Here is a 22,917-nt window from a genome sequence, read left to right as displayed (position 1 = left end):
CCCCCTATGCTATTGATTATACTAGAACTTGGACAATGACCGAAAGGACGGTGGCAACTATGATTCATTTATCTTGGAAAGATCGTGAAACAATCAAGAAGGTTAAATGCGTTCATACTGATGCAGAAAAATACTTGGTTCATAATGCTTTAACAACAGGGAAAATTTATGATGTAAAAAACGAGACAGAAGAGTTTTATTACATTATTGATAATACCGGTAAAGTAGGCGGATTCTACAAAGAATATTTTCAAGATGCATAGCTTTTAGACTGTTAGGCGTAGCCTTCAGTCTTTTTTTTATTTAAGGCTTTGTTAAACGATATTGTTGTTTTTTATACTCTGTTGATTGGAGCGGAAGGAGCTCGACTCCTGCGGGATTACGGGGCAGGGGAGACCCCGCAGGCGCTTATGCGCCGAGGAGGCTCCCCGGCACGCCCGCGGAAAGCGAGCGCCTGTAGCGGAAATCAACAGCCAAATTTCCCGAGCTTAATTTAAAAAAATGTTTAGAGAATAGAAGCTGCCTGACCTTCTTCAGACAGCTTAATCCATTAACCATTAGCGAGCATCCGGGAAGACTCTGCGTATTGTATCAGAAAACTCATGAATGAACCTTGATGAGACTCTGCCCTGTCTAATGTCATGAGTATATCCATCCATTCGTTTAAAAAATTTTAGGTTTTCTGATATATATACATTGTCTATATCACTGTCAACTGACTTAACTGCTTTAGTAATTTTGTTCCGAATACGGGATGTCAAATGCTCACGAGGAGTACCTTCTAATTTTACAGCAACGTATGCATTATTATCGGTAACAAGGATATGGGCACGGTCAATTTCTGATAAATCTGTAACCTTATTTGCGGTTTGATTCGAAACTATGATCTTAGAAGAGTCATTACGGTTTCGATTATTCCCAGGGTAACGGTTGTTTCTATTTCTCTCTCGGTCAATCTCTGGGTCACTGGTATCGACGCTAGTGATGGCTGGACCACCATGATTGGGGGTGTTATAGTTTACTCTCGTTGCTTCTGTTTTATTAAGGTTACGATTTCTGAAAGAAACATCATCATCTACATTACTTTTTGAACAGGCAGATATATACAAACAAATGATGAGGGAAACAATAACAGAAAGCCCTTTTTTCATGTAAGTAGGCACTCCTTTTACTAAGTTATTTACAGATAGGTTCTCTTATTATAAAAAAAATTATCCTATCTTAGGCTATAACTATAATTATGTAAACAGTTATGTATTTGGGCTGCTGTTGGTATGCCGAGGGATTATCGAGAAAGTAATATAAAAAAAGAAGCATTGGGTCCAATGCTTCTTTTTAACGTTCATTTATTTTTGATGAGCAGGGGTTTCCATTGGCTTTTTAGCTTGGTATAGCTTCCGGCTTATCAAGGTTTGAAGGGTTAGGAATAACCCTCCGACTACCCAATAAAGAGGGAGAGCCGCTGGAGCGTTAAACGAAAACATCACAATCATGAGCGGAGACATTAAGCCCATCATTTTCATTTGCTGCTGTTGAGCCGTTGGCATATTTGATTGTGATACCTTGAATTGGAAATAATAAACCAATCCTGCAATAATCGTGATTATAATATCTGAATGGCCTAAATTAAACCATAGAAATTGGTGGGTTGCAATTTCCTCTGAACCTCGAATAGCGTAATAGAAAGCTGTTAAGATCGGCATTTGAATAAGGATAGGTAAACATCCCATATTCAGTGGATTAACACCATGTTTTTGATAAAGACCCATCATTTCAGCTTGAAGTTCCTGTTTCTTTTTTGGATCCTTTTCAGTTTTCATTTTCTTTTGAATAGCGTCCATCTCAGGTTTTAAAACATCCATTTTTTCTTTCATAACCATCTGATTTTTGTATTGCTTTAGCATTAATGGCATTAGTACAAGCCTAATAATGAGGGTAACAACAATAATCGCTAACCCATAATTACCACCAAAAAATTCAGCAGTTGAATGGATAATTGTCGAGAAAGGATGGACAAAATAGGTTTGAAAAAACCCTGTCTTATTGGTAGTAGTTGTTTGTGCTTGTGATGAGCAAGCTGATAATAACAAAGTTGACAATATAAAAATAGCTGCAAGTATAAGTGAAGATCGATTCTTTTTCATATTTCCTCCTAAATGTCTAAGTATAGATGTGGTTAGTCAATAAGAAGGAAATTGGTTCTTCAGAATCATCCTTAGAACATTCTTTTCTACGAATATATTTAATAATTCTTTTCAGAATATAGCTTCCGTTTATACTATTTTGCTTCCGGTAGAAGACTAGCGGGTAATTAATTTTTGTGTTTGCAGATTCAGATAGGGAACCGAAAAAAGTATATTCTACACCCCAAGCCCACAAAAATTTTAAGGTAATACCCAGAAAAATACTTACATAAAGGGCATTTAGAGCATTTATATCTGAAAGGTCAATCAGCAATTGGAACAAAAATTATCACCTCACTTAAATACCAATGATATGAGTATATAGGAGAAACCGAAAAGAATCAATTTTATCACTGTCTAAATCCCATAATATGAAGAGATTGCTAATAGTTTAAAAGTTGGAAAGATTGTTTTATTCGTTACGTATGATCGATAAGAAAAAACACTGATCCCAATGAATCAGTGTTTTAAAGGTGTTCGCCAGTGTGCAGTCAACATTTGATAGGCAAACTCCACTTTTTCCTCTGTTGGCGGCTCGACATGTTTTAAAGGATATTCATGTCCAAGTGCTTCCCATTTGTAAACTCCAAGTTTGTGGTAGGGGAGTATTTCAATCTTTTGCACATTTTCAAGTGTTCCGATAAATTCACCAAGTTTTTCTAAGTCTTCTGGCTCATCTGTAACGGTAGGAACTAAAACATGGCGCACCCAGATGGGTACCTTACGATCGGATAAGAACTTAGCAAACTCAAGGATGTGGTCATTGGCTATACCTGTAAGTTGAATATGCTTTTTTCGGTTGATATGCTTTAAATCAAGTAGAACTAAATCGGTATATTGTAATAATTCCTCTAATTGTTCAACGAAAAGCTTAGAGTGAGAAAAACAGCCTCCCGATGAATCGATGGTAGTGTGAATTCCTTTCTTTTTACACGCTTTAAATAATTCTGTAAGAAATGGTATTTGTAATAAAGGCTCCCCGCCGCTTACTGTAATCCCACCGCCTGATGCTTGAATGAAAGGTAAGTAACTTGACAGATCATCCATGATTTCTGAAACAGTCATCTGTTTACCGGAACCGATTTCCCAAGTATCTGCATTATGGCAAAATTGACAGCGTAATAAGCATCCTTGAGTAAAAATGACATAACGAATTCCTGGTCCGTCGACAGTTCCTAATGTTTCTATAGAATGAATATTTCCAATCATGATGATGATCCCCCTTATTTTTAAGATGGAGCTCCCAAAGTTAGAGGAGCTCCATATTCTACTGATTACAATGATTCGTGGAACGTACGATTAATTACATCAAGTTGTTGTTCTTTTGTTAATTTTATAAAGTTTACAGCATATCCGGAAACACGAATCGTTAATTGCGGATATAATTCTGGATGCTCCATTGCATCCATTAATGTTTCTCTATTAAAGACGTTAACATTTAGGTGGTGTCCCTGTTTAATAGAATAGCCGTCTAAGATAGACACAAGGTTAGTGATTTGGTTTTCTTCTTCCTTACCTAAAGCTTTTGGTACAATTGAGAAAGTGTTAGAAATGCCGTCCATCGAATAGGCATATGGAATCTTAGCAACAGATGAAAGGGAAGCTAATGTTCCTTTTGTGTCACGACCGTGCATTGGGTTCGCACCTGGTGCAAATGGTTCACCTGCACGACGTCCATCAGGTGTGTTTCCTGTTTTCTTACCATAAACAACGTTTGAAGTGATAGTTAAAACTGATAAAGTATGAAGTGAATCACGATAAGTTACATGCTTGCGTAATTTTTTCATAAAGGTCTCAACCACTTCAACAGCAATGCTGTCAACACGATCATCATTGTTACCATACTTCGGGAAGTCGCCAGTTGTTTCAAAATCAACTGCTAAGCCGTTTTCATCACGAATTACTTTTACTTGACCATATTTAATAGCACTTAAAGAGTCGGCTACAACACTTAATCCAGCAATACCTGTTGCCATGGTGCGAAGAATTTTTGTATCGTGTAAAGCCATTTCAATTCGTTCGTAGCTATATTTATCATGCATAAAGTGAATAACATTTAAAGTATTAATGTACAGACCTGCAAGCCATTCCATCATTTGATCAAAGCGCTGCATGACCTCCTCATAATCTAAAATATCAGAAGTTATTGGACGATATTGTGGACCAACCTGAATTTTTAACTTTTCATCAACCCCGCCGTTAATGGAGTAGAGGAGTGCTTTAGCAAGGTTAGCACGAGCACCAAAGAACTGCATTTGTTTACCAATTTCCATTGCTGATACGCAGCAGGCAATTCCATAATCATCGCCGTACTCTGGACGCATGATATCATCATTTTCATACTGGATGGAACTAGTTTTTATTGACATGTTTGCACAGTATCTTTTAAAGTTTTCAGGCAGCTGTGAAGACCATAATACAGTTAGGTTTGGTTCAGGCGCCGGACCTAAATTATCTAATGAATGAAGGAAACGGAAAGAGTTTTTTGTCACAAGTGAGCGTCCATCTTGTGCCATTCCCCCGATTGATTCTGTTACCCATGTTGGGTCGCCGCTAAATAACTCATTATAATCTGGTGTACGTGCAAATTTAACAAGGCGAAGCTTCATAATAAAGTGGTCAACAATTTCTTGCGCTTCTACTTCCGTTAATGTACCGTTTTCTAAGTCTCTTTCAATATAAATATCTAAGAATGTGGATGTACGGCCAAGACTCATTGCGGCACCGTTTTGTTCTTTTATAGCAGCTAAATAACCAAGGTATAACCACTGGAATGCTTCTTGTGCATTCTGAGCAGGCCGGGATAAGTCAAAACCGTAAGTTGATCCTAGTTCTTTCAATTCATTTAATGCCCGAATTTGCTCTGCAAGCTCTTCCCGAAGACGGATATTATCTTCTGTCATCACGCTTGAGGTATTCTTTTTGTCTAATTGTTTTTGTTTAATTAAGAAATCAACACCGTATAATGCAACCCGGCGATAGTCACCAATAATACGTCCACGGCCATAAGCATCAGGAAGTCCAGTAATAATTGCTGCTTTACGAGCAAGCGACATTTCATCTGTATAAGCATCAAAAACACCCTGGTTATGAGTTTTACGTAAATCAGTAAAGATTCTTTCGATTTCAGGATTTAATTCATATCCATAGGATGCACATGCTTGTTTAGCCATACGGATACCGCCGAAAGGCTGAAGTGAGCGGTTAAACGGTTTATCAGTTTGAACACCCACTACTTTTTCAAGTTCTTCATTTAAATATCCAGGACCATGTGATGTAATGGTTGAAACAGTTTCTGTGTCCATATCGAGGACGCCGCCATTTTCACGCTCCTGTTTGGTTAATTCCATTACCTGCGCCCAAAGCTGGTTGGTAGCGTCGGTTGCACCGGCTAGGAAAGAATCATCACCCTCATATGGTTGGTAGTTTCTTAAAATAAAATCACGTACATTGACTTCTTTTGACCAAGTTCCTTTAGTAAAACCTTGCCATTGTTCCATTATTTTTCACCTCTTAAATTAGTAGAAAAATATATAACAGAAAGTTATTTATTTCATGAACTAAGTATAACAGGTGGATTGTAGTGAAAATCAAACTAATTGTTAAGGATTTGTGAATCCTTGTTGTTTATGGGTTTTTTCGGGGTGTTTGTGAAAATTCTATGAACGTTTTTCTTAAAAAACGAAAACTGTATTATAAAAAATTAATTTAAATTAAAATCTGTTATATAGAAAGAAATCAATAATATCAACATATTAATAGTAATAAAAAATGAAACAGCCTTCTATAACACATGAAAAGCAGGAAAAGTAATTTCCTGCTCCTAATTGACAACAATATAGGCAATCATGGGACCATTGTGAGCTCGGTCAGGATGGACCTCACAAATTAAACGATAGGTTCCTCCTTTTTGGAATTGAAGAGGAACAAGAGTATCTTTCCCTTTTTTTACTGTCCCCTTAATAGTAGTACCTTCAATGTAAAAAGGATGCTCAGCTCCATTTATTCCGCTAATGATTAAATTTACTTTTTCTCCTTTTTTTAAGACGATCGTACCAGGATCCCAACGATATGCTTCTATTTCTTTGCCGTCTTTCATCGTGGTTTTAAATTCCCCTGTTACCATATGAATTTGCCGGATATTTTGACCTTGTTGTTGATTAAATACCGTTGTATCACCAGCTTTTAACATGAACCAAGCAGAAATACTGGCCAGTACAATCCCGACTGCTATAAAAAATAACAGGGTTTCTTTTTTAAAGACTAAGAATTTCACCTGCAAACCTCCTATTAATTTGTCCTATTAGATATTTATGCTGGAGAGGTTAGAAAACTTGTCTCATTTTAGAATTTTTATGAAGAATTTAATTCATATTAGTTCAGAGCTTTTGAACGGAAGTGGTTGAAGTGTGATCGATCTGTCTAAAATGAAACTATGTGTTCTTTTAAATAAAAGATATTACTTTGTTTTTCTTTGTGAAGAGTATATAGTAAAAACAGGAAAGAAAAAATGGGTGGTAATCTGGTTGGGGATTAGAAAAGATAAAGTGCTAAAAGTTGTGAAATTTACCTTTCCGGTGCTCTTATTGATTTTTGCAATAATTGAGATGGAAAAATTTACCGGAAATATTAATGTAGGTTTACTTAAAAATGAAATCAATCAACTTAATATTTGGCTGCTATTAGTAATCTTTGCAGTAACCTTCGTGGCCGTATTGCCGATGGTTTTATACGATGTGATCTTAGTTAAGATATTAAAATTAAAAGTAACCAAAAGAGAATTGCTAGAGCAATCTTTTATTGCAAACTCTTTTTCTAATTTATTAGGCTTCGGCGGTTTGATTGGAGCTATGCTGAGAACTTATTTTTTTCATAAGCTCGAAAGGGATAAGAGAAAACTGCTAGGGGTAATAGCTACTGTTTCGCTTTTTTACCTAACAGGTATCTCTTTTCTTTCATGGTTTGTAACGATACATGATCGGAATTTTCCATTGTTTGTTGATACGCGATGGCTTTATTTCGCAGTATTAGGTGTAGGCATGTATTTGCCTGTTTTCTTGTTCATACATATATTTAAATCTGGGAAAGAAAATCAGCGCATATTAACACTTAAAGCCAGTATTGAATTGATTATTGTGTCAGTGATTGAATGGTTTGCTGTATTTGCTGCTATTTTTGTTTTAACCAAAATACTAGGTATTCACATCGCTTTTTTTGACTTGTTCCCAGTCTATATTGTCGCGGCCTGTGCAGGGATTATTAGTATGATCCCCGGGGGGTTAGGTTCGTTTGATTTAGTGTTTCTTTGGGGAATGCAGGAATTACATATTCCTGAAGAAAAGGTCCTTGTTCTTCTTTTGTTTTACCGGATTGGCTATTATTTCATTCCATTTTTAATCAGTCTAGTGTTTTTTATACGACTTTATTGGCAAAGATGGAATTTATTGTGGAATAATATCCCGAAGGCCGTTCTTCAGGGCTTAAGTCATGTTATTTTAACTATGCTTGTTTTTCTATCTGGATTAATCCTGCTGCTTTCTGCAAGTGTACCAGGGATTATGTCGAGGCTCCGTATAGCTCAGGAATTGTTGTCCTTTCCTATTATCAATGTATCACACCAGCTTTCAGTTGCGGCGGGTTTTCTATTGTTAGGTTTATCCCGCGGGATTGAATACAGTGTAAAAAGAACGTACGATTTAACCATGCTTGCACTGATTCTTGCTGCATTATTCTCAATTTTCAAGGGGATTGACTATGAAGAGGCTGCATTTTTAATCATTGTTGCCCTCTTACTAAGAATGTCCAAAGGGCAATTTTATCGTGAAAGTTATGTTTTAACTTGGGGAAAAACGATCTTTGATGTGACTATTGTGTTGATTGTTACTTCTATGTATATATTAATCGGGTACTTTAATTTACCTAATTCTAAAATCACCATTCCAAAAAAGTTTATACCATATGTTATTGTGGACTATCGAGATTTGTTTTCCAGTGCTTTTATAGGATTGATCATTGCTTTTGGTATTCTTTTCATTGGTTATTTAATTAGTGTGCCAAAAAAGTGGAAACTCGAAAGCTCAAAAGACCATGAGGATAAAATTATCAATCATTTTTCTGTGTATCCGGGAAAAGTACTATCCCATTTAATTTTCCTGCATGATAAATATATCTTTTGGAATGAAAAGAAGAATGTTCTCATTTCTTTTCAGAAGTATGCAGATAAATTAATAATCCTTGGAGATCCAGTGGGAGAAAAACAGGAGTTTTCGAGTGCAATTGAAGAATTTCAAGAAACCGCTGATTTGCACGGTTACACACCCGTTTTCTACCAAGTTAGTGATGACATGCTCCCGTATTTACATGGTCATGGCTTTGCGTTTTTTAAATTAGGGGAAGAAGCCTTTGTTGATCTTGAGACCTTTTCACTTAAAGGAAATAAAATGAAAGGTTTAAGGGCTCTAAAATATAAATTTAATGGTGAAAAATATTATTTTGATGTTCTTTATCCACCTTACTCAAATGACCTTATGGAAGAATTGAGGGAAATATCCGATGAGTGGCTTTTGGGGGGGAAGGAAAAAGGGTTTTCAATTGGTTTTTTTGATGAAAATTATTTAAATAAAGCGCCTATTGCCATCGTTAAAGATGAAAATGATCAAATACTGGGTTTTATGAGCATTATGTGTGTATATGATGATTTTAAGACAGTCTCTGTTGACCTAATGAGATTCAAACAATCGGCACCAGATGGTCTAATTGATTTTCTCTTCTTATCTTTAATTGATTGGGCAATGGGAGAAGGTTATCAGCGTTTTAATATGGGAATGGCACCTTTATCAAATGTAGGTTTATCGAAATTTTCCTTTTTGAGTGAAAAAATAGCTGCCCAAATATTTCTTCATGGTCATTTTATCTATCACTTTAAAGGTCTTCGAAAGTTTAAAGAAAAATATACGGATAGTTGGGAATCCAAATACCTGGCTTACCGGAGAAAGTCATCACTGCCGATCATTATGGCCCAAATTACATTATTAATTTCAAAAAAAAGAACATAAAAAAGGTTGGAAAATTCCAACCTTTTTTTATTGGTTAAAATTTACTATATGGAGGAATGAATTTGGGAATTTTACTTTATTTCTTTTGATAATCTGGTAAAATCAAGAAGAATTATATGATAAAAGTAAGGGTGTTTTCCGATTGAAGAAGTTATTACTAGTAATTGTAATTATTTTTTTTATTATGACTAATCAATGGCATGTCTCTGCCGCTGAAACTGAATTACTCCCTCTTAAAAGTGAGGCTGCAGTACTGATTGATTCTGATACAGGTGCAGTCCTGTATGCTAAAAATGCGAATCAAAGAATGTACCCAGCGAGTTTAACGAAAATAGCTACTGCGATTTATGCTATTGAGAAGGGAAATTTAGATAGTATTGTAAGCGTTAGTGGAAATGCGGTAAGACAAGATGGTACCCGAGTTTATTTAAATGAAGGGGAGAAAGTTCCTCTAAAAAAGCTAATTCAAGGAATGCTAATTAATTCAGGGAATGATGCAGCTGTAGCGATTGCTGAATATACGGATGGAACAGTTCAAAAGTTTGCGGAAAATCTAAATGCTTATTTAAAAACAAAGATTGGTGTTAGAGATACTCATTTTACTAATCCTAATGGTTTGTTCGATAAGAATCATTATACGACAGCAATGGATATGGCGTTAATAACTAATTACGCGATAAAGAATCCTGTTTTTGTCGAAATTTTTGGTACAAAGGTACTGCCCTGGAAAGGTCAGTCATGGCAAACAACCCTAGTTACCCACCATAAAATGCTAAAGGGGGAGCTGGCATATCCTGGGGTTACTGGTGGGAAAACCGGATATACAAGTGAAACTAAACAGACATTGTCGACTACCGCTGATAATGGAAGAATCAGATTAACTGCAGTAGTTTTAAAATCAAATTTAAAAAATGATAAATATAATGATACCGCTTTATTATTTAATTATGGTTTTAAGAATTTCCAACATGCGACTCTTAAACAGGGAGAAATATTTACAACTGCCGAGCGAAAAGAATATTATCCGGAACAAGATACCCTGATAACAGAACGGATTGATGGATGTTTAAAAAACATAGCAAACAATGGTCTACTTGCCATTAAGGATAATAAAGGTCAAATAGTACAGACAGTACAATTAACCTACAAAGAACCTCCAAAGCCAACAGTAATTTCATTGAAGAAAGCTAAAAAGAGTAAAAATGAAGAGGATGGGCTAATCTTTGTAAACTCGATTGTTGGCATGATGATTGTTATTATTGGGATTGTTACCGTTCGAAAAAAACGTGTAAGGAAATATTGAAAAATATGAGTAGCCATGGAAGGGTGAGTCCCTCTCATGGCTTATTTTTTAGATTATAAATCTTCTATTGTAATTGGACGAGAGTCGAAAGAGGCAGGGGAGTCGATTTGGTCTCTATCATCGACAAAACTTCTATTAGCAACAAAATCACTTTGATCCCCAAAATTTTGGCCGTATCCTTGATTTTTTTTATCAGAATTATGCCACTCAGCCAGTAGATTTTGACCAATATTTACTGCAGAGGCATTTTCAAAGGAATTAATTTTTATCATGAATATATTTATATTAATAAAAGGAACTGGTACTGTCACATCATTTCCTCCTTCCACTGATAATAAATATATGCGATTCTAAATGGTTTATGAAGGAAGCGTAATAGTTGGATTAAATAGTGAATATGAATCGTATGATGAAAGTAAGAAGAATGAATTTATGGGATACGAAGATAAATAAGGCGGGCAAAAGGCGGTGAAATGTGATGGATATGGAAAAATTAAAACAGTGGATGGATATTGCAAAAAACATGCATGGCGGTGACTTTTGGAACAATATTTTTGACCAGGAATTTGCGAAACAATTTATGAATGAGCAACAAGGAAAGGCAGGTGGAGAGTCAGGAAGAGTAGAAAAACCAAGAACATTCCCTTCTATTGAAATTTTAGAAGGGGAGAAAGAGGTTGTGGTTGTTATTGAACTTCCTGGAGTTGCAAAAGAGAATATGGAATTGGGGCTTAATGGAAATATTTTAACAATTAAAGGAAAAGTGAATCCCCTCCAACCGCAATTAACCATAACCTATTCTGAACGATTTAATGGTGAGTTTCAGAGACAGGTCACATTACCAGACACAGTCACCCCGAATCAACTGAGTGCGAAATTTTGGAATGGATTATTGTTTGTCAGCTACCAGCGTACAATTGAAAAGGGTGAAACTATTCCGATTGAGTAGAACAACTAACATACAATGTTGGGACATTTTTTATGTTCCTCTAAAATTCTTGGACATGTTCATTTATTTTCCCCATATAAATAGAAGAGAGGGTAAACAATAAGGGAGTTTATGATTATGTCATTAAAAGATTTATTCCTTATATTCAAAAAAAATGATTATGAACAGGAATTAAAGGATAAATTGATTTCATTAGAAATCCATATCGAGGAGCTAAAAAAATCACTCCAATCCTCCCAAGAGCAAGGTTTACAAGAAGGTGAGGCAAAAGCGAAGGATCCACCAATTATTATTGAAAAAATCAATATAGAAAAAGTTATTTTAGATAAATATGAGTTAAATAATAACTTTGGCCAACTTGGAATAAAAGAGTTAAAAGGAAAATTAAACATTGGGGCGACGTATGGTGGTGAATTTACACCAAATCTAGGTGAAGGGGAAAGAAAAGACCAGAACCAATACGTCAGAAAGAAAAAAGAGCCAGATCAGAATCTTAAGGTCAATATTAAAGCGAAAAAAGAAGGATAAAAAAGACTAAAGTCTATAAGTACTTTAGTCTTTCATAAAAAACTATTGCAATCTGCTTTCAACTTGACGGCATACCTCATCAGCAGACATTCCATTTGCATCAATTACAGAGCCTTTTGTGGAGGTATCAGACATACCCATCACATTTGAATCGAGACCTGTAACTACACAACAATCACAATTTTGTGCATCAGACTCCTGCTTTAATTCTACCACATCGTATCCTTTGTCCCTTAATGCTTGTTGAATATTTGTAAGAGATTGTTCTACTCCAACTTTTGCCATACAAAACACCTCCTCCTATAGATTATTTTGCCTTAAGCTTGGGGAAATATTCTGTATAAGCAGAGATATTTGTCCAAAGGATAATAGGGGAGGTGTATGATATGTCGAGAGGCAGAAAAGGTAAAGCCGATCCATCCACTATCGGCCTTAATTCCCCGCAAGTAGAAGGTCAAGGAACCACTAACACAGAAACCGGTTCAATGGAAGTGCCGTCATCTAGAAAAAAACAAAAGAGATTTTAAGGTTAAAAAAGAGGATGTCACCTGTTTGGACATCCTCTTTTACTTATTGATACATTTCTGCTACTTGCTTTTGGATCTCTTCATTTTCTAAATATTCATCATAAGTCATTTGCTTATCTACCAAACCTTTTGGTGTAAATTCAAAGATTCGGTTTGCGATTGTTTGGATGAACTGGTGATCATGTGACGAAAATAGGATAGATCCTTTGAAATTGATTAATCCATTATTTAAAGCAGTGATCGACTCTAAGTCTAAATGGTTAGTTGGTTCATCTAGCAATAAAACATTGGCTCCATTCAACATCATCTTAGATAGCATGCAGCGAACTTTTTCTCCACCTGAAAGAACACTTGCTTTTTTCAACACTTCTTCACCGGAAAAGAGCATTCTTCCTAAGAATCCTCTTAAGAAACTTTCGCTATCGTCTTTTGGTGAAAATTGACGAAGCCAATCAACAAGATTCATATCACTATTCTCAAAGAACTCGGAGTTATCCTTAGGAAAATAGGCCTGCGAAGTAGTGATTCCCCACTTAAATGAACCACTGTCAGCCTCCATTTCTCCCATTAAAATTTTAAAGAAAGTTGTTTTTGCCAACTCATTTGTTCCAACAAGGGCAATTTTATCGCCTTTATTCATAAAGAAGCTTACATTATCTAATACCTTTACCCCATCAATGGTTTTAGTTAAACCTTCAACTCTTAATAAATCATTTCCAATTTCACGATCCGGTGTAAATCCTACGAATGGATAACGGCGGGAAGATGGTTTGATATCATCGAGAGTAATCTTATCTAATAACTTCTTACGAGATGTTGCTTGTTTAGATTTAGAGGCATTCGCACTGAATCGTGCGATAAAACTCTGAAGTTCTTTTATTTTTTCTTCTTTTTTCTTGTTCGCATCTGAAGCCATTCTTGATGCTAATTGACTTGATTCATACCAAAAATCGTAATTACCAACATAAATTTGGATTTTACTGAAATCTAAGTCTGCTATGTGTGTACAAACTTTATTTAAGAAATGGCGGTCGTGGGATACGACAATTACAGTGTTTTCGAAATTAATTAGGAAATCTTCAAGCCATTGAATAGCCTTAATATCTAGGTGGTTTGTCGGTTCGTCCAAAAGTAAAACATCAGGTCTGCCAAATAATGCTTGGGCGAGCAACACTTTCACCTTTTCTGAACCTGTTAGTTCAGCCATCTTTTTATAATGTAGATCTTCCCCAATTCCAAGACCTTTTAAAAGAATAGCTGCCTCAGGCTCAGCTTCCCATCCATTTAGTTCAGCAAATTCACCTTCAAGTTCTGCTGCTTTCATCCCATCCTCATCGGTGAAGTTTTCTTTCATATAAATAGCGTCTTTTTCTTGCATAACTTCATATAGTCTAGCGTGACCCATAATAACAGTTTTGAGAACTTCAAAGTCTTCATATTCAAAATGGTTTTGCTTAAGAACAGCCATACGCTCGTTTGGACCTAATTGAACGGTTCCTGTTTGTGCTTCGATTTCACCGGACAAAATTTTTAGAAATGTTGATTTTCCTGCACCATTAGCCCCAATTAGACCGTAGCAATTTCCTGGTGTAAATTTAATATTTACATCTTCAAATAATTTTCGGTCACCGTATCTTAAACTTACGTTACTTACAGTAATCATAGTAGTAATCCTCCAGAACAAAAATATCTATTAATTATAGCATTATTTTAGAGGAAGAGCGAATTCTTTTAAGATAATTTGAACATCAAGAAAAATTTTCTAAAAAAATTTTTCCATTTTCACACTTTATTCATATTTTTGTTGTAGAATTGGATTAAGAAGTTTTAAAGAGGGTGAAAAGTATGGCAAAGAAGCAGCTTACTGAACTCGTTAACAAACTAAAAAAAGCAGGTATCAAAGCGAGTCTAACCAAACCAAAGTCTAATTATTTATTGATATTGCAGCAAATTAAATAAAATCCTTCATCCTTCGTATGAAATATTAAAAAACAAAAAGCGATTAATCCATAAGGACTAAGCGCTTTTTTTATTAGTCTATTTTATCTAATATTTTATCGTATACATCCTGCTGATTAAAATCCTTTCCCATTGGGAACTTTGCAATAAATTTGTTGTTTTCATCGACTAGATACGTAAAGGTGGAATGAATGAATTGGCCATTTCCCGGATCTTTGTATTGGAACTGAAGAGCATCTGTAATTTTATGAAGCTCTTTTTGATTATTTTTTATTTGTTGTTTTACTCCAGTCAAAAACACCCAATCGTTGTCATTACCTATTCCGAACCCCTTTTTATAGTCTTGTAATATCTCTGGTGTATCACGATAAGGGTCGATAGTAATCGTGACGAACTCTATGTCCTTTCCGTAGACTCCTTTTTGCAATAAATCTTTCTTTAACTCTACCATTTTTTGTGTAGTGGTTGGACATACATCAGGACAGTGGGTATAAATAAATTCAACCAGCTTTAGCGTTGTCTTTTCTTTTCCGAAATTAAATGTTTCACCATTTTGAGTAATGAAAGTAGTGCTTGCTGGAATTGCCGTGTTTGCATCCCGAATAAGGAAATAAGAGATTCCTCCCGAAATACCCAAAATAACAGCAAGACTACAAATAATGTAAATCCTTTTCAAAACGATCCCCTCCTACCATTAAGATAAATAAGTTCTTGTAAAAAAGATATGGATATTTTGTGAATAAAAGTGGATGCGGCATAAAGTTTATTCCTTTATACTGTATTATAATTAGACATTTGTATCTGATTTTTCATCGTACGAAAGATGGTGTTTATATGAAAAAGGCTGGTAAAATCTTGTTTCAGCTTTCCATTCTTGTCATTATCTATCAAGTGGGGAACTTAACAGTCGAGTACTTGCACATGCAAATTCCGGGAAATGTGATTGGAATTGTTTTATTGTTTCTATTACTCTGGTCAGGTTTGATTAAGGTGGAACAAATCGAAAGTACAGTGGGATTTCTTCTTAAACATCTCGGTTTCTTTTTTATTCCGATTTCTGTCGGGCTAATGACATTAGGAGATATTGTCATAACAAAAGGCTGGATTTTACTAGTTATTCTTTTGATCAGTGCTTTTATTGGAATAGTTGCAGCAGGAAAAACAACTCAATCGGTCATTGAGAAAAATGAAAAGGAAAAAGTGGATTATCATGATCACGCTTTATAGTATTCTACTAACTGTTGCTGTCTATTTGTCTGCACGTTATTTTACTAAAAAATATCCCTCCCCATTAACGAGTCCTGTTTTTTTGAGTACAGTTATTATTATCATTATTTTGAAAATTTCTAAAATATCGTATCCGGATTATAAACAGGCTAAAATTATTATGACCTATCTGCTTGGACCTGCTACTGTTTCCCTGGCAGTTCCGATTTATAAGAATCGGGATTTATTCATAAAATATATATGGGCAGCTGTATCAGGTTTATTCATTGGAAGTATTTCAACAATCGCTTCAGCTCTTTTTATCGCCAAAGGATTACATCTTTCAAAAATTTATCTCCTTGGTATGACTGTAAAATCTGTTACTGTTCCCGTTGCAACGGAAATAGGGGGGATTATTCATGGGAATATCTCTCTTATCGCAGCGTTTGTAATTATTACTGGAATGATTGGGGCTATGTTTGGAGCCAAACTATTGAGTTGGTTTAAGATTGACCATCCTTTTGCCCGAGGTCTCTCCATTGGTACTATTGCCCATGGGATTGGAACAGCTGAGGCAGTTAAGGAAGGAGAAATCCAAGGAGCTGTATCAGGGGCAGCGATGGGGATTGCAGCAGTTTTAACTTCGATTATCGTTCCTTACATTATTAATTTTATTACCTAATAGGCTAATGTTAGTTGACAAATGTTGTTAATTACCGTATTCTTTAGAAGAATTAAATTTTTCCAAACAAAGGAGTATGTTTTATGTTAGGTGTCGTTCTTAACTAATCCATCAAATTGGATATTATCATTCCATCGTGCTCATTCATTTTTATTGGGAAATGAAGGGTTTATTTAGTCATGGAATGAGGTTAAGAACAATGGGCAAGCATAAGCATACACTTTTTTCAAAGTAGCTGTGTACACTTGTGTAGACAGTTTTTATTTTGGATTTTTTTAAGTGTGGAAAAATGAGTGGTATTCCATTCATTACCTTTAAGCCGCAATGACATTGTTCATTGCGGCTATTTTTATTTTAGGAGGCTTGTATAATGAATCAACATACGTTTCATATGCTTGAATTTCAACAAATAAAGGATGATATAGCCGCCTTTGCCTTAACGAAGGAAGGTAAAGAGAAAATACACAATCTTGCCCCATCAGGAAATGTAAAGCAAATAGAGGCTTGGCTTGAAGAGGTTTCAGAGGCAGTTGAGATACTGAAAATAAGTGCCAGTGTACCCGTTCATGGTCTTGATGGCATGACGACGATCTTAGGTAATATGAATAAAGGAGCAGCACTTAAAGTGGAGCAGTTATCAAAGCTTTATGACTTTTTGGATTGCTGCGGTAAGATGCGAAGGTACATGAAAGACAAAGCCTATTATGCACCAAAGGTATCTTCATATGTTGAGATTATTGATGACTTACCTGAACTAGCAGCTGAAATTATTCGCTGCGTTCGAAACGGCCGGGTAGATGATTACGCAACTAAGGAGCTATTAAAGGTAAGAAAACAAGTAGCTATACAAGAAGAGCGTTTAAAAGAAAAAACTATGCAGTTGATACGTTCTAATAAGTATAAAACCTATTTACAGGAAAATGTCGTCAGTCAACGGAATGGGCGTTATGTGATTCCGATTAAAAAGGAATATCGTACGAAAATAAGAGGGGCTGTCCTCGATACGTCAGCGTCAGGTTCCACACTTTTTATCGAGCCTGAAGAAATTGCTACCTTTCAGGATCAATTAACTTGGCTTCTATCAGATGAAGAGGTAGAAGTTCAAAGGGTGTTAAGTTATTTAACGGGATTGGTTGAGCAGAAGGAGCAGCAAATCCGCCTTGCTGTGGAAACCATGATAGAGTATGATTTCTTATTTGCAAAAGCAAAATATTGCCGGACAATTAATGGTTCAAAGGTGAAAATCAACCAATTTGAAGAAATGAAATTAATACAGGCGAGGCACCCTCTGCTAGGGAATAAGGGTGTTCCATTATCTTTTACAATGGGAAAGGAAGAAAAGGCACTGGTAATCACGGGCCCAAACACCGGTGGTAAAACAGTTACGATTAAAACGGTTGGTCTGTTAACTTTAATGGTTCAATGTGGTTTGCATATTCCAGCAGCTGAGGAAAGTAATCTTAGAATTTTTGATCGAATATTGGTTGACATTGGTGATGGGCAAAGTATTTCCGAAAATTTAAGTACCTTTAGTTCGAGAATTGTCAATATTATTGAAATCTTAAAAGAAACGAATAATCGAACATTAGCCTTATTAGACGAACTTGGGTCGGGAACTGATCCGGGTGAAGGAATGGGGCTTGCCACTGCCATCATGGAAACGCTTTATCAGAAGGGAGCTACCCTTTTAGCAACCACCCATTATAGTGAAATCAAAGAGTTTGCTGAGGAACATCCAGGTTTTTTAAAAGGATCAATGGAGTTTGATATTAGGACGCTTTCGCCAACCTACCGTTTACTCATTGGCAGGGGAGGAGAAAGCCAAGCGTTTGCCATTTCCTTAAGACTTGGGATGCATCCGGCTATTGTCGAACGAGCTCATTACATCACCTACAAAGAGGAAAAACACTATCAAATCCAAGAAAGCGATCGATGGAAATTAAAAGAATTAGAAAAACAGGTGATTATAAATAAATATCAGGAACGACCAAATCAATCCAAAAATGAAATACCACACTATCGTCAAGGGGACAATGTGAAAATTTCGCCTTCAAAAGAATATGGGATTATTTATAAGGGACCGGACCAGTTTGGTAATTATATAGTCCAAGTAAAAGGAGAAAAAATATCTTTAAACCATAAACGGTTGACCTTATATATTGCAGCAGATGAGCTGTATCCGGATGATTATGATTTTGATATTATTTTTCAATCGAAAGAGAATCGAAAAAAAAGCAAGCTTTTATCCAAAGAGCACCAAGAAAATATAACTATCGATTACTCAGAATAAAGGCAAACAGGATGTCTCTAAGGCTAAATCCCTTAAGAGACATCCTCATTACGATTATAGTAAAGAAGATGTTATCCAGCTATAAAGTACACACTACTTTTTTTGCATTAGATATTGTTGAGCGAGAAGTAACTTTACTTCATTATAACTTAAACCGGATTGAGTGTTTAATCGTTTTACTTCTTCAATATCTGTCCCGACGTTCGTATAACGTTTCTGAGTAGAAGACATACCTATTAACCCCCCTATAGTGAGAAGAAATATTTTTGGCAAATGAAAAGGTACATTTTTGTACATACTAGTAAAAAAGGAGGCGGTTCCCATTTTTTACGGTAAAAGGGCTAAAGAAGAAGAAATTGAAACCATTCTCGTCGACACTGAGGTATACTCTTGCTCGGACGATGCTTGTATCGGCTGGATGAGAAAAGATTTTGTCGCAGATGATCTTTTATGTCCAATGTGCGGCAATCAAATGTTACAGGAAATCAGAGAACTCCCAAAGATTTAAATAAATATACTATTGATAAAAAGACTGTCTCTTGATGACAGTCTTTTATTCTTCGCCAAAATCATAGAAATGTTCATCGTATGCTCTTTGTGCCGATTCTGAGGAAGTATATAAGGCATCATCATCCTCAATGACATGGAAGGTTTCATTAAGAAATAAGGCTAAAGCATTTGGATCTTTAGGGTGTTGAACAATCTCGGCTGCTTGCACATTTGCTACTGAAGGAACATGCGGGTTACGGTAGATAACATATACTTCATCCCCGGGCTTGGCATTTTCTAAATCAAGAATACTCATATATAAATACCTCCTTTACAAATTTTCGTTTTGCTGGCGAATTTCATCCCCGGTGATGATCATATTTGCTTCTTCAAGCACTTTATGCTCGTTTACTGAATCTCCTGGTGTATTTTTCTTATTGGGGAATACAGAACCATTTTCGATGGTCATTTGTGGCTGCTCATCTGCAGGTGTTAAATAATCCTTCTTCTTAGCCAATAGAATCATCTCCTTATAGTAACAGGTTTCACATAGAGAAAATGGTTTATGCCTTCCTATTTTTTTTCATAACGGAATATATTTTCTATATGAAAAAAACTCTCCATCAAACATGGAGAGTTTTTTTATTTCAATTTTCTTTTTTTGATAAACAATGGTCACATTCCATTAAGTAGCTTTCAGCTTGTTCCTCCATATGTTGACCACACTGTGGGCATTCCTTTTTCGGTAAGCTACGGAAAAATTCAACTGGATTTATTAACATGTAAACCCCTCCTTTAGTAATACAGTCTATTGCTGTAATTGTTGTTGTAGTACAGTTAGGTCAAAAAAATATCTAATATGGCTGATTTGTTTGAAACTACTCTTCTCTTTTTGATAAACAGCGGTCACATTCCATTAGGTAACTTTCAGCCTGTTCCTCCATGTGTTGACCACATTCAGGGCATTCCTTTTTCGGTAAACTACGGAAAAATTCAACTGGACTTATTAACATGTAAAACCCCTCCTTTATTAATACAGTTTATTTATTTTCCTCTTGTTATAGTACAGTATAAACAAAAAACATCTTTTTGTGTAGACTTTTTTTGAAAAAATTTATCAATTTTAAAAAAAATAAGTCTTTTATCCCAAAAACTTAATTATGAAATTATTCAATTTATATATAATCAGGGTTTTAAAAAAGGTAAAAAAAGAAGTATATATGGAAATATTACTTCCATAACTATTTAAATTACATTACAATCGTAGTAGAAAATACATTGTCGCATTGGGGGGATGTAGGTTAATGAGTGCAATGTTTGGTACTTTTCATCCATACTTTATTATTATCGCCATCGGTTTAACGCTCATGGCATCATATACAGCACTAGATATGTTTACCTTAATAAGATCTTCAAACCAGAATAAAAGACTTTTGTTCTTAGGCGGAACCTTATCCATGGGGATTGGAATATGGGTAATGAACTTTATGGCATTAATATCCGCTGACACGAATCGGTTGGCAAGCTATCATATTCCATTAACGATTCTTTCTATTTTTATTGGAATAGCCTTTACCGGAATGGCTTTCCTTTGGTTTTTTGGCAGAAGAGTTAATATCTATCACTTGTTAGTTGGCAGTTTATTTTTAACACTTGCAGTAATGGCCATCCAAGTAATTGGTTTATATTCAATGAATGTAAATATAGATTATAATCTCCCTCTTATGATTTTTTCGGGATTGTTAATCTTTGGATCCTTTTTTTTCTCATTGTGGATCCTTTTTTCCTCAAGTTATTCACAAGGTAATCAAGTCTGGTTAAAACCAATTAGTGCTCTTATCATAACAGCAGCTATTGCCGAAGGGCATTTTTTATTAAAGAGAGCTGCCGTGCTTACTAGTGGTGTAGTATCAGATAATCAAGCAGACAGCCCTTTTTTCATTTATTTAGTATTGTTTGTTTCCGTATTAATTATTGGCGGTTTGATTATTTCAAGTATGTTAATCAGTAAACAATTAGCTACAACGGATACTAACTTAAAAGATATTAAAGCTGCTCTTGACGCATCAACCATTGTTGCTATTACGGATCCTAAAGGGGTTATTACATTTGTAAATGATAAATTTGAAGAGATCTCTAAATATACAAAAGAAGAGATCATTGGTAAAAATCATCGAATCCTCAATTCAGGCTATCATTCAAAAGTATACTTCCGAAATTTATGGCAAACTATTCAGGCAGGCAAAATATGGCGTGGTGAGATACGGAACAAAGCGAAGGATGGCTCGTTTTATTGGGTGGACACAACCATTGTTCCTTTTTTAAATAAAAAGGGAAAGCCTGTCCAATATATTGCAATCCGCTCTGATATTTCTGATCGCAAAAAGGCAGAAGATCATCTTACAGAAATGATTAAAGAGAATGTTGATATAAAATTTGCCTTAGACCAATCGTCTATTGTTGCTTTTACTGATGCTAAAGGGACCATAACCAGTGTAAATGACAAGTTCTGTGAGATTTCTAAGTTTAGCCGGGAAGAATTACTCGGGCAAGATCATCGGATTCTTAATTCTGGTCATCATTCCAAGGAATTTTTTAAGAACTTATGGAAGACTATTGGTTCTGGTCAAGTTTGGAAGGGGGAGTTAAGAAATAAAGCGAAGGATGGAACCTATTATTGGGTTGATACAACCATTGTTCCGTTTTTAAATGAACAGGGAAAACCTTATCAGTATCTGGCTATCCGTAACGATATAACAGAGAGAAAGAAAACTGAAGAGGTTCTTCATCGTCAAGATAAGCTTGCCGCAGTAGGACAATTGGCGGCAGGGGTTGCTCATGAAATCCGTAATCCTCTAACATCGATGAAAGGTTATACAGAATTCTTACAGTTAGACGAAAAAGATCCAGAGCGGATGGAATTTTTAAATATTATTTTGGATGAGATTGAACGGGTCAATTCCATTGTGGAAGACTTCATGGTTTTAGCTAAACCTAAAGCGGTTGAGCTAGAGGAAAAGAATGTCGTACCTGTTATTCGAAATGTCGTTTCTTTGCTTGAATTTGAAGCAAGGAAAAAGAATGTCCGATTATCATTTGACTGTAATCAAGAGATTATCCAAATTGAATGCGATGAAAATCGGTTAAAACAGGTATTTCTTAACTTTATTAAAAATGGTATAGAGGCCATGCCAAATGGCGGAGATTTACTGGTCAAGACGGTTATTCATGAAAATAACGTCCAAATCTCTATCCAAGATTCAGGTGTTGGTATACCAAAAGAAAAACTAAAGAAATTAGGAGAACCATTTTTCACCACTAAGAAAAATGGGAATGGCTTAGGCTTAATGGTAAGTTTTAAAATTATTGAAAGTCATAATGGAAAAGTGTTTGTTGAGAGCGAACCGAATAAGGGTACAACTTTCAATATATTATTACCGGCCAAAATTGCTTAAAACGAGAGGAAACTCTCGTTTTTTTAATGAGATAAGGAAGTATAAAAATTTTCGACTTTGAGAATTGTCCAGCTCCAGCGCCTAGCCCCTCGATGGTCTACAGCCAATCCGTCCAAAAGGTTAAAAAGAAACCTTTCGGCAGGCTCGTCTTATGCTTGTCGGGGCTGATCAAGGCGCTTGCGCTTTTCTAATTAAAAATATTCTCCCTCAATTTGGTTTTGACGGGGGTTTTCACCTATACTATAATTAGAATGTTATGGACTAAAACTCGAGGTGAATGAACTGTGTTTG

The 22,917-nt window shown here is 35.6% G+C and carries 25 protein-coding genes; 11 read left to right on the top strand and 14 right to left on the bottom strand.

The window, feature by feature from the left end; translation table 11 throughout:
• The first annotated feature begins 59 nt into the window (after positions 1 to 59).
• Positions 60 to 263, top strand: a complete 204-nt coding sequence (locus tag CVD27_RS24430; RefSeq protein WP_101651330.1) for a DUF6501 family protein — start codon at positions 60 to 62, stop codon at positions 261 to 263.
• Positions 264 to 557: 294 nt separating this feature from the next.
• Here CVD27_RS24430 and CVD27_RS24425 read toward each other — a convergent pair whose 3' ends face one another.
• The 5 genes from CVD27_RS24425 to CVD27_RS24400 form a co-directional block, all read right to left on the bottom strand.
• The gene (locus CVD27_RS24425) at positions 558 to 1,163 is read right to left on the bottom strand and encodes a YhcN/YlaJ family sporulation lipoprotein (protein ID WP_142384137.1); all 606 of its coding nucleotides are present in this window, start codon (positions 1,161 to 1,163) and stop codon (positions 558 to 560) included.
• Positions 1,164 to 1,346: 183 nt separating this feature from the next.
• Positions 1,347 to 2,144, bottom strand: coding sequence for a membrane protein insertase YidC (gene yidC / locus CVD27_RS24420; protein ID WP_101651326.1), 798 nt, complete (start codon positions 2,142 to 2,144; stop codon positions 1,347 to 1,349).
• A gap of 498 nt (positions 2,145 to 2,642) precedes the next feature.
• On the bottom strand, positions 2,643 to 3,392 hold the full coding sequence (gene pflA / locus CVD27_RS24410) for a pyruvate formate-lyase-activating protein (protein WP_101651323.1): 750 nt from the start codon (positions 3,390 to 3,392) through the stop codon (positions 2,643 to 2,645).
• A 65-nt stretch (positions 3,393 to 3,457) separates the two neighbouring features.
• Entirely contained in the window at positions 3,458 to 5,683 is a 2,226-nt protein-coding gene (gene pflB / locus CVD27_RS24405; protein WP_101651321.1) for a formate C-acetyltransferase, read from the bottom strand.
• A gap of 323 nt (positions 5,684 to 6,006) precedes the next feature.
• Positions 6,007 to 6,459, bottom strand: a complete 453-nt coding sequence (locus CVD27_RS24400; protein ID WP_101651319.1) for a cupredoxin domain-containing protein — start codon at positions 6,457 to 6,459, stop codon at positions 6,007 to 6,009.
• Positions 6,460 to 6,709: 250 nt separating this feature from the next.
• On the opposite strand from CVD27_RS24400, the gene mprF reads away from it, so the two are divergent.
• A complete protein-coding gene (mprF, locus tag CVD27_RS24395; RefSeq protein ID WP_257984481.1) occupies positions 6,710 to 9,238 on the top strand; it encodes a bifunctional lysylphosphatidylglycerol flippase/synthetase MprF in 2,529 nt (842 codons plus the stop codon).
• 142 nt (positions 9,239 to 9,380) lie between these two features.
• Positions 9,381 to 10,541, top strand: coding sequence for a D-alanyl-D-alanine carboxypeptidase family protein (locus CVD27_RS24390; protein ID WP_257984480.1), 1,161 nt, complete (start codon positions 9,381 to 9,383; stop codon positions 10,539 to 10,541).
• 53 nt (positions 10,542 to 10,594) lie between these two features.
• On the opposite strand, the gene CVD27_RS24385 is transcribed toward CVD27_RS24390, so the two are convergent.
• Entirely contained in the window at positions 10,595 to 10,813 is a 219-nt protein-coding gene (locus tag CVD27_RS24385) for a hypothetical protein (protein ID WP_374703106.1), read from the bottom strand.
• Between the two features lie 212 nt (positions 10,814 to 11,025).
• Here CVD27_RS24385 and CVD27_RS24380 point away from each other — a divergent pair, with 212 nt between their 5' ends.
• Together CVD27_RS24380 and CVD27_RS24375 are read left to right on the top strand one after the other, a co-directional pair.
• Positions 11,026 to 11,490 (top strand): Hsp20/alpha crystallin family protein, encoded by a 465-nt coding sequence (locus CVD27_RS24380; RefSeq protein WP_257984479.1) that lies wholly within the window; start codon positions 11,026 to 11,028, stop codon positions 11,488 to 11,490.
• Between the two features lie 117 nt (positions 11,491 to 11,607).
• Positions 11,608 to 12,018, top strand: a complete 411-nt coding sequence (locus CVD27_RS24375) for a hypothetical protein (RefSeq protein ID WP_101651313.1) — start codon at positions 11,608 to 11,610, stop codon at positions 12,016 to 12,018.
• 42 nt (positions 12,019 to 12,060) lie between these two features.
• On the opposite strand, the gene CVD27_RS24370 is transcribed toward CVD27_RS24375, so the two are convergent.
• Complete coding sequence (locus CVD27_RS24370; RefSeq protein WP_101651311.1) at positions 12,061 to 12,303, bottom strand: YkuS family protein; 243 nt, start codon at positions 12,301 to 12,303, stop codon at positions 12,061 to 12,063.
• A 101-nt stretch (positions 12,304 to 12,404) separates the two neighbouring features.
• Here CVD27_RS24370 and CVD27_RS24365 point away from each other — a divergent pair, with 101 nt between their 5' ends.
• A complete protein-coding gene (locus tag CVD27_RS24365) occupies positions 12,405 to 12,545 on the top strand; it encodes a YuzL family protein (protein WP_101651309.1) in 141 nt (46 codons plus the stop codon).
• Between the two features lie 43 nt (positions 12,546 to 12,588).
• Here CVD27_RS24365 and CVD27_RS24360 read toward each other — a convergent pair whose 3' ends face one another.
• Positions 12,589 to 14,208, bottom strand: a complete 1,620-nt coding sequence (locus tag CVD27_RS24360) for an ABC-F family ATP-binding cassette domain-containing protein (RefSeq protein ID WP_101651307.1) — start codon at positions 14,206 to 14,208, stop codon at positions 12,589 to 12,591.
• A 369-nt stretch (positions 14,209 to 14,577) separates the two neighbouring features.
• Complete coding sequence (locus tag CVD27_RS24355; protein ID WP_101651305.1) at positions 14,578 to 15,180, bottom strand: SCO family protein; 603 nt, start codon at positions 15,178 to 15,180, stop codon at positions 14,578 to 14,580.
• A gap of 158 nt (positions 15,181 to 15,338) precedes the next feature.
• Here CVD27_RS24355 and CVD27_RS24350 point away from each other — a divergent pair, with 158 nt between their 5' ends.
• The 3 genes from CVD27_RS24350 to CVD27_RS24340 all read left to right on the top strand — a co-directional run bounded on the left by CVD27_RS24350 (position 15,339) and on the right by CVD27_RS24340 (position 18,682).
• The gene (locus CVD27_RS24350; protein WP_101651303.1) at positions 15,339 to 15,731 is read left to right on the top strand and encodes a CidA/LrgA family protein; all 393 of its coding nucleotides are present in this window, start codon (positions 15,339 to 15,341) and stop codon (positions 15,729 to 15,731) included.
• Complete coding sequence (locus tag CVD27_RS24345; protein WP_257984478.1) at positions 15,691 to 16,392, top strand: LrgB family protein; 702 nt, start codon at positions 15,691 to 15,693, stop codon at positions 16,390 to 16,392. Before CVD27_RS24350 ends, CVD27_RS24345 begins: the two co-directional genes overlap by 41 nt.
• 370 nt (positions 16,393 to 16,762) lie before the next feature.
• Positions 16,763 to 18,682, top strand: coding sequence for an endonuclease MutS2 (locus tag CVD27_RS24340; protein WP_101651299.1), 1,920 nt, complete (start codon positions 16,763 to 16,765; stop codon positions 18,680 to 18,682).
• A 93-nt stretch (positions 18,683 to 18,775) separates the two neighbouring features.
• Here CVD27_RS24340 and CVD27_RS28395 read toward each other — a convergent pair whose 3' ends face one another.
• Positions 18,776 to 18,913: a hypothetical protein gene (locus CVD27_RS28395; protein WP_180960426.1), complete on the bottom strand. Its 138-nt coding sequence runs from the start codon at positions 18,911 to 18,913 to the stop codon at positions 18,776 to 18,778.
• 58 nt (positions 18,914 to 18,971) lie between these two features.
• On the opposite strand from CVD27_RS28395, the gene CVD27_RS24335 reads away from it, so the two are divergent.
• Positions 18,972 to 19,190, top strand: a complete 219-nt coding sequence (locus tag CVD27_RS24335; RefSeq protein ID WP_239557887.1) for a cold-inducible protein YdjO-related protein — start codon at positions 18,972 to 18,974, stop codon at positions 19,188 to 19,190.
• Positions 19,191 to 19,235: 45 nt separating this feature from the next.
• Here CVD27_RS24335 and CVD27_RS24330 read toward each other — a convergent pair whose 3' ends face one another.
• From CVD27_RS24330 to yhfH (CVD27_RS24315), 4 genes are all read right to left on the bottom strand, one after another.
• The gene (locus CVD27_RS24330) at positions 19,236 to 19,487 is read right to left on the bottom strand and encodes a transcriptional regulator SplA domain-containing protein (RefSeq protein WP_101651297.1); all 252 of its coding nucleotides are present in this window, start codon (positions 19,485 to 19,487) and stop codon (positions 19,236 to 19,238) included.
• A gap of 15 nt (positions 19,488 to 19,502) precedes the next feature.
• A complete protein-coding gene (locus CVD27_RS24325) occupies positions 19,503 to 19,697 on the bottom strand; it encodes a hypothetical protein (RefSeq protein ID WP_101651295.1) in 195 nt (64 codons plus the stop codon).
• Between the two features lie 121 nt (positions 19,698 to 19,818).
• Positions 19,819 to 19,953 (bottom strand): protein YhfH, encoded by a 135-nt coding sequence (gene yhfH, locus CVD27_RS24320; RefSeq protein ID WP_101651293.1) that lies wholly within the window; start codon positions 19,951 to 19,953, stop codon positions 19,819 to 19,821.
• Between the two features lie 96 nt (positions 19,954 to 20,049).
• Positions 20,050 to 20,184, bottom strand: a complete 135-nt coding sequence (gene yhfH / locus CVD27_RS24315) for a protein YhfH (protein WP_101651291.1) — start codon at positions 20,182 to 20,184, stop codon at positions 20,050 to 20,052.
• Positions 20,185 to 20,475: 291 nt separating this feature from the next.
• Between yhfH (CVD27_RS24315) and CVD27_RS24310 the strand changes: the two genes are divergently transcribed.
• Positions 20,476 to 22,626, top strand: coding sequence for a PAS domain S-box protein (locus CVD27_RS24310; protein ID WP_101651290.1), 2,151 nt, complete (start codon positions 20,476 to 20,478; stop codon positions 22,624 to 22,626).
• The last annotated feature ends 291 nt before the right edge of the window (positions 22,627 to 22,917 follow it).

This window comes from Neobacillus cucumis (assembly GCF_002860255.1).
GTDB lineage: Bacteria > Bacillota > Bacilli > Bacillales > Cytobacillaceae > Neobacillus > Neobacillus cucumis_A.
Note: the sequence above shows the minus strand (reverse complement) of the source record. Positions and strands in the feature narration are given on the sequence as shown.